3 protein-coding genes and 2 pseudogenes are annotated in these 4,839 nt (G+C 70.9%); all 5 read right to left on the bottom strand.

Translation table 11 applies throughout. From position 1 onward, the window contains the following. Nucleotides 1–106, bottom strand: a pseudogene (locus tag HOY81_RS26690) (ATP/GTP-binding protein); the annotation flags it as partial. Further along, a complete protein-coding gene (locus HOY81_RS26695; protein ID WP_237323280.1) occupies nt 87–743 on the bottom strand; it encodes a DUF742 domain-containing protein in 657 nt (218 codons plus the stop codon). The gene HOY81_RS26695 and the pseudogene HOY81_RS26690, both read right to left, overlap by 20 nt. 140 nt (nt 744–883) lie before the next feature. Beyond that, nucleotides 884–1,297: a roadblock/LC7 domain-containing protein gene (locus HOY81_RS26700; protein ID WP_237323283.1), complete on the bottom strand. Its 414-nt coding sequence runs from the start codon at nt 1,295–1,297 to the stop codon at nt 884–886. A gap of 10 nt (nt 1,298–1,307) precedes the next feature. After that, nucleotides 1,308–4,364 (bottom strand): nitrate- and nitrite sensing domain-containing protein, encoded by a 3,057-nt coding sequence (locus HOY81_RS26705; RefSeq protein WP_237323281.1) that lies wholly within the window; start codon nt 4,362–4,364, stop codon nt 1,308–1,310. 347 nt (nt 4,365–4,711) lie between these two features. Continuing rightward, nucleotides 4,712–4,839, bottom strand: a pseudogene (locus tag HOY81_RS26710) (ATP-binding protein); the annotation flags it as partial.

Genomic DNA, 4,839 nt, shown 5'->3' on the forward strand with positions numbered 1-4,839 from the left:
CGCCGACGAAGGTCGTCTTGCCCACGCCGAAGCCGCCGGCCACCACGATCTTCGCGGACGTGGTGGAGCGGGCAGCAGCACCGCCGCTAGAGCTTGCGAAGTCCACTGAGCACCCTTTCGAGCAGTGTCACGTCTGGCTGGCCATCGGCGTTCGACTCGGCACCACCGGGCTGGTGGATGGCGACGAGTCCGGCCTCGGCCAGGTCGGCGACGAGGATCCGGGCGACGCCGAGCGGGATGGAGAGGAGTGCGGAGATCTCGGCGACCGATTTGATCTCGTAGCACAGGCGGCAGATCCGCTGGTGCTCGGGAAGCTGGCCCTGGAGCTGCGCGGAGTCGGCCGTGGTGTGCACCAGTGCCTCGATGGCGAGCTGGTACCGGGGACGGGTCCGGCCACCCGTCATGGCGTACGGACGCACCAGCGGCTGCGGTTCGCTGCGCCCGCCGTCGGGGCCGCCCGCGCCGCCCGGTTCGGGACGCGGGCGGGGCGGCTGCTGCACCGGCTGGATCCGGGACGGCGGCGGCGGCTCGTGCTGCGGCTGCTGGTGGGGCGGCGGCTGAGGCGGCTGCTGATGGTGGTGCGGCTGCTGCTGCGGCTGTGGCTGCTGCGGCTGCTGCTGCGGCTGGGACCGCACGTGCTCGCTGGGCGCGGAGGGGAAGTTGAAGCGCTTCAGGGGTGAGTCCTGCGGCTGCTGCTGGTCGCGGCCATTGCCGTACGACGGACCGCCTGGGGGCGTTGTCACGTTTCCTCCTCCGGCTCACGGACTAGCGGACCACTTCTGCCAGGTGCTGCCTCTTGGTGCCTCGGCTGCGGAGCGGCACCGCGTCCCCGCACCCTATGGGGCGGAGACGCAATGCGCACTGCCTGTCTGCTGTTTGAGAACTAGTTGAGAAGACTGCCTTGCAGTTCGGCGCGGAGGTCCGGGGTGAGGACGCTGCCGGCGCGGTCGACGAGCAGCGCCATCTCGTACCCCACGAGACCGATGTCGGCCTCCGGATGCGCGAGCACCGCCAGCGAGGAACCGTCGGAGATGGACATGATGAACAGGAAGCCCCGCTCCATCTCCACCACCGTCTGGTTCACCGCACCGCCCTCGAAGATGCGGGAGGCTCCGGCGGTGAGCGAGGTCAGACCCGACGCCACCGCCGCGAGCTGATCGGCACGGTCACGCGGGAAGCCCTCGGACAACGCAAGGAGCAGTCCGTCGGCGGAGACCACCACCGTGTGGGACACCCCCGGGGTGTTCTCCACGAAGTTGGTGATCAACCAGTTCAGGTTCTGCGCCGCCTGGCTCATCGGGCTCACACTAACGCTCCTGATCGTAGGTGCTGCCGGGGCCGAAGCCCTGTCGGTCATTCTGGGTGGCGTCACCCGCGTTCCGCCCCCGGCGGACGCCGCGGTGCAGGTTGCTGAGCCTGCCCCGTACGTCCTCGGGCGCGCGGGAGACCTGCGGGCCGCCCTGCGAGGACTGCTCCGCGGTGCCCTCGACCAGGTTGGCCCTGGGCACGCGGCGCGGGAGTCCGGATTCCGTCACGCCACCGGCCTGCGGGTCACGCAGCCGTCCGGCCCGCTGCCAGCGATCGTCGTTGGCCGACTGCCACTGGTCCACGGAGGTCTCCGGGGAGGCCTGCGCTGCGGGCCGGGGTGGCTGCGGCGCCTGCGACGGAGATTCCGCTTCGGGCTGGTGCTGCGTTACCGGACCCTCTTCGGGCTGCTGCCGTCCCGGGTTCCGACGCGGGAGTCCCGCGCCGGTGGTGGGGTGAAAGCCGCTCGAGGAGGGGCCCGGACGTTCGAAGCCTACGCGGTCCCCGGGTCCCTCGGGAACGCCGGGATGAGATTCCGCTTCCGGCTGGTAGGGGGACTGCGGTGCGTAGTTCTGCTGCTGCGGCACGTAGTAGCCGGAGGCATGGCCGGTCCCCTGGGCGGGGCCGTAGCCGGCGCCGCTGTCGTAGTCGCCCTGGCCGCCGGCGGGCTCGGGGTACGCCGGCTCGTACCCGCCGCCGTACGGAGCCTGCCCGTGCTCCGGCTGCCCGCCGGGGTTCCGCTCCGGGGCGTCGGGCATCCCCAGCGCCGCGCGGCGCTCCCCGCGCATCAGCGAGCGGCTCACCGGGTCCTGTTGCGGGGACGAGCGGTCGTACCGGGAGTCGTCGAAGCCGAGCTCGGCGGCGGAACGCGGACCGCCGTGGAACCCGGGGTGTGCGGCGGCCTGCGGCTGCTCCGGGACGATGCGGGAGACGGTGAAGTCGTCCTCGACGTACTCGTCGCCGCCACCGCCGTGGGTGAGGTCCTCGGGGAGCATGACCAGCGAGGTGGTACCCGCCTGCTCGCCGGAGGGGCGGAGCTGGACCCGGATGCCGTGCCGGTCGGCGAGCCGGCCGACCACGTAGAGGCCCATCCGCTTGGAGACCTCGGCGTCCACGGTGGGCGGGTTCGCCAGCTTGTGGTTGATGTCCGCGAAGTCCTCGGGGGTGAGACCGATGCCCTTGTCGTGGATCTCGATCATGATCCGGCCGTCCGGCAGCCGGGTCGCGGTGACGTGGACCTTGGTCTGCGGAGAGGAGAACGTCGCGGCGTTCTCCAGCAGCTCGGCCAGCAGGTGGACGAGGTCGGTGACGACCGCGCCGTGGATCTCGCTGTCCGGCACCCCGGATATCTCGATCCGCTCGTAGTGCTCCACCTCGGAGGCCGCGGCGCGCATGGTGTCGACCAGTGGCACCGGCTGGGTCCAGCGACGCCCCGGTTCCTCGCCGGCGAGCACCAGCAGGTTCTCTCCGTTGCGGCGCATGCGGGTGGCCAGGTGGTCCAGCCGGAAGAGGCTTTCGAGCTGGTCGGGATCGGCCTCGTTGTTCTCCAGCCCGGTGATCAGTTCGAGCTGGCGCTCGATGAGGCCCTGGTTGCGGCTGGAGAGGTTGGTGAAGATCGCGTTGACGTTGCCCCGGAGCAGCGCCTGCTCGGCGGCGAGCCGGACGGCCTCGCGGTGCACCTGGTCGAAGGCGCGGGCCACCTCGCCGATCTCGTCCCGGCTGTCGATGGGGATCGCGTCCACCCGGGTGTCGACGCGCCCGGGCTCGGTGCGGGAGAGCTGGTCCACGAGCATCGGCAGGCGCTGCTCGGCCACGTCGAAGGCGGCGGTGCGCAGCGCGCGCATGCTGTTGCTCATGTGACGGGCCATCATCGCGGCCAGCACGAAGGCGATGAGCAGCGCGGCGACCACGATACCGCCGTTGACGAAGGCGTCCCGCTTGGCGTCGGAGGCGATCTGGTCGGTCTCCTTCACCGCGTGGTCGGTGAGTTCGGACTCGACCGCGCGGTACCCGTCGAACTTGGAGGTGGCCGCGGCGAACCAGGTCTCCGGAGTGATGCCGCGGGCCTCCAACTGCTCCGGCTCCGCCCCGCTCGCGATGGCGGTGACCATCTTGTCCATCGCCGGCGGAGCGGCGAAGGAGCGGCCCTGGGCCTCGGCGTCCGTCTTGGCCGCCGCGATCTTCCGCTTGCCCTCCTCCTCGGCCTTGCTCAGCTCCCGGCGCAGCAGGTCGAGGTCCTGCGGGCGGCCACCACCGACGTACTCCTCGACGGCGATCTCTTCCAGGTAGGCGTACGAGGCGAAGGCGGTGAGCTGCTGCTTCTTCGCCTTGGCGGAGGGGCCCGGCTCCAGCAGCAGGTGCATGCCGATGGACCGCTGGAGGGACTCGGCGGCCTTGGCCAGGGAGACGGCGTAGACCGTGCGGCCGTAGGAGGTGACGTTGCCGGTGCCGAGGCCGAGTTCGTTGGCGAACTCCATCAGCGGGTGCTGGACCCGGACGTAGCCCTCCTCGGTCTGCACGCCGGACAGCCGGTCGGTGTACGCGGCCTCGCGCAGCCCGGCGAGCTTGGTCTCGGCCTTGCGGAAGGTGGCCAGCCGCCGCTTGAGGCCGGGCTTGTCCGGCATCACCTCGACGGCGGCGTCGAACCGTTCCTTCGCCCGGTCCGAGGCCTCCCGCAGCTCCCGCACCCGGGAGTCGTCGCGGCGGCCGGCGAGCAGCGGTTCGGCGGTGCGGTCCCGCTCGTTGATGAGGGCGTTGCCGTAGTCCGTGGCGGCCTGGACGAGTTCCGCGATGTGCCGGGCGTCCTCGGCCTCGCTCCAGGTGTCGATGGACGCCTTGACCCGGAAGCCGCCGAAGACGAGGGCGACCAGCACCGGGATGAGCAGGATCGCGTTCAGCTTGGTGGGCACCCGCCAGTTGCGCACGGCCAGGCGTCCACCGCTCGCGCCGGGGGCTCCCGGCGCGTCGGCCGCCACCGCGACCGTGCGCGAGGGCGGGGTGAAGTTGCCCCGCGTCGCGTCACCGGACTGCGGGGCGGAGCCCGTCTTCCTACGCCTCACTCGACTTCTCACCTCTCGGCGTCGGCCCCCGACCTCGGTCAGCCGTGACTACTGCTGAGTTCAGCGAATTTCAGCACGTCAGGGCTACTCTTTCCAAACACTTGACTCGACTGCCGATCCGTGGCAGCCGACGGCGCGAAAATGCCGTCATTTCACCCTTCAACGGGCAAGGGCGGCGCGATTCGTGCGCGGAACGGAGCCTCGCGCTCGCCGCCAGTGTCCACGGGCGGTCAATTGTCTGTCGAAACGTTATGAAGTCGGAGGCCGGGCATGGCGAAGAACACAACGGCGGCCGGACCGCCTGCGATCAACTCCCTCTGCTTCTCCGCCAGTTGATCACCGAACGGTCACTTGAGGCGGGCGAGCAACGCGTGCTCGACAAGATGGATCAGCGCGCTCTTGGCGTCGGCACGGTGCCGCGCGTCGGTGGTGATGATCGGCGCGTCCGGCCCGATCTGCAGCGCCTCCCGCACCT

The sequence above is a fragment of the Streptomyces sp. JJ36 genome (genome assembly GCF_021696945.1).
GTDB lineage: Bacteria > Actinomycetota > Actinomycetes > Streptomycetales > Streptomycetaceae > Streptomyces.

Bases quoted from the DNA above. Each gene is read 5' to 3' on its own strand.
- HOY81_RS26700 (WP_237323283.1), bottom strand. From the start codon at position 1,297: ATGAGCCAGGCGGCGCAGAACCTGAACTGGTTGATCACCAACTTCGTG.